At 66.8% G+C, this 2057-nt stretch carries 2 protein-coding genes and 2 pseudogenes; 2 read left to right on the top strand and 2 right to left on the bottom strand.

Annotated elements, in window-relative coordinates; genetic code table 11:
• Positions 1 to 360 precede the first annotated feature (360 nt).
• Both ACWEVS_RS46220 and ACWEVS_RS46215 read left to right on the top strand, forming a co-directional pair.
• Positions 361 to 482, top strand: a pseudogene (locus tag ACWEVS_RS46220) (transposase); the annotation flags it as partial.
• A 487-nt stretch (positions 483 to 969) separates the two neighbouring features.
• Positions 970 to 1302 (top strand): integrase core domain-containing protein, encoded by a 333-nt coding sequence (locus ACWEVS_RS46215; protein ID WP_452557606.1) that lies wholly within the window; start codon positions 970 to 972, stop codon positions 1300 to 1302.
• 133 nt (positions 1303 to 1435) lie between these two features.
• Here ACWEVS_RS46215 and ACWEVS_RS46210 read toward each other — a convergent pair whose 3' ends face one another.
• On the bottom strand, positions 1436 to 1789 hold the full coding sequence (locus tag ACWEVS_RS46210) for a hypothetical protein (RefSeq protein WP_452557604.1): 354 nt from the start codon (positions 1787 to 1789) through the stop codon (positions 1436 to 1438).
• A gap of 85 nt (positions 1790 to 1874) precedes the next feature.
• Positions 1875 to 2057 (bottom strand): annotated as a pseudogene (locus tag ACWEVS_RS46205) (IS5/IS1182 family transposase); the annotation flags it as partial.

Here is a 2057-nt window from a genome sequence, read left to right as displayed (position 1 = left end):
GGGAACGGCCCAGGAACACCTGCCCCATTCCTCCCCCGCCGAGCCTCGCGTGCAGCCGGTAGGAGCCGATGAGGGTCGGATCGCCGTCGTGCAGGAGGTCGGCCATGGCACCTCTTTCGCGTCGAGATCTGCACCGGTCGGGGACGATGATCCCAAATGGGCGCGTGTCCCGAAGGAAGATCTTGTCGCTCGGGGTAGGCCTGTATACCAGCTGACGTGGTCTCACCGGAATCATGCGTCTCGCAGCGAGCGCGTCGGGATGGCGAGTGCGTATGCTCACCTGGGCGTCTGAGCGGCCGGGAGAACCTCGGGCAGAGGCACGACTCGTGTCCGTGTCGGCGCACCCCATGCGGTTTCCCGCTGTTCCAGTGCGTGCTCCCATCAGCGCCCACCCGGCCGCAAGGCGGCGAGTCGACGATCGGGTGATCTTGGCGGCAATCGTGTACATGGCCACGACGGGCTGTGCGTGGCGGAAGCTCCCGCTGGCGTCCTCCGCCGCCTGTGACTCCTCTTCCAGCCGGATACCGTCGTGCGGCGGCACGGTCGGTCCGCTCCATCCGTGCCCTCGTCCTGCGCTTAATCCAGGAGAACCCGTCCTGGGGCTACCGGCGGGTCCACGGAGAGCTCACCACGCTTGGCATCGAGGTTGCGCCTGGGAGATCGTCAAGCAGGAAGGCATAGATCCGGCACCGAGCGGGCGTCGACCACATGGGCCGACTTACTGCGCTCCCCAGCCGAGGCCCTGCCGGCGTGCGACTTCATTGAGACCGTCACCCTTGATGGGCGACGCCAGTACATCCTGGCCGTCATCGACCACGCCACCAGACGCGTCCGCGTACTCGGCACCATCCCCCACCCGACCGCGAGCTGGGCCGTGCAGGTCGTCAGGAACCCGGTGATGGATCTGGAGGACGCCGGTTGCCGGGTCTGCTTTCTGATTCGCGACCGGGGCGGGAAGTCCCGGTGCTCATGGACGAGATCCTGGCCGAGGTCGGCATCCAGGCTGTGCTCACCGGTATCCGGGTGCCGCGGATGAACGCGGTCATGGAGCGGTGGGTGCAGTCGTGCCGCCGCGAGCTTCTCGACCGCTGCCTGCTGTGGAACGAACGCCATCTGCGGCACGCCCCGCGCGAGTGCGAACAGTTCTACAACTGGCACCGAGCTCATCAATCTCTCGCCCAAGCCGCCCCGCTGCGTCCCGTCCCGGATCCGATCACTGATCCCGAACGAACCGCGAGCTTGACCATTCGCCGGCGAGGTCGGCTCAGCGGAGTCCTCCACGAGTACTTACATGCCGCTTGAACTGTATGGGTGGAATTTTCGGCAGGCGCAGAGCTGCCGGCCGCACCCCAGATCGGGGCTCAGGCCGGGCAGGGTCTCCACCTCGGCAGGCCGCTGGACAAGTGCGTCGTAGTCGCGCCTGCCGTCTGGTTGGTCATCGTGATGCCGACGCCGTCTCAGTGCGGCTGACGGACCAGGCCCGTGCCAGCTGCACCATGCTCACGCCGAACATCAGCACGCCCAGCGGCACGTGCAGGCTCTTCACGTGCGCCATGCCCAGCGCCATCTGGGCCAGCGTCATAATCAGCATGCCAGCGGCGGGCACGATGGCGCCTATCCGCCGTGACACCAGCGCGGCGATCAGGCACAGCAGCACGGTGACCACGACACCGGGGGCCGTGGCACTGTGCGCCATCCAGCCGCCGGGCGAGGCTAGCAGCATCCCGGCGGTCACCGCCTGGAGCAGCAGCGCGACGGTCTGGGCGATGATCGCGATGCGCAAGAACATGATTCTTCCTTAGCGGGTAGAGGGTCGGGCAACGACGGCGACAGTGACTATGAGGACGAAAGCGGCCTAGGAGCTGTTTCCTGGATCACGTGCGGAGCCAGATGACCAAGGCTGTGACCGTGACGGTTCCCAGGAACATGTAGGCGCGTTTGTCGTAGCGGGTGGCCACCGCTCGGAAGTTCTTGAGCCGGTTGATCGCCCGCTCCACCACGTTGCGCTTCTTGTACCGCTCGGCGTCGAACCCGACCGGGCGGCCTCCCGCCGAGCC

Source organism: Nonomuraea sp. NPDC003754 (genome assembly GCF_053605785.1).
The sequence above is the reverse complement of the archived record's forward strand: the minus strand, read 5'-3'. Positions and strand labels throughout refer to the sequence as shown.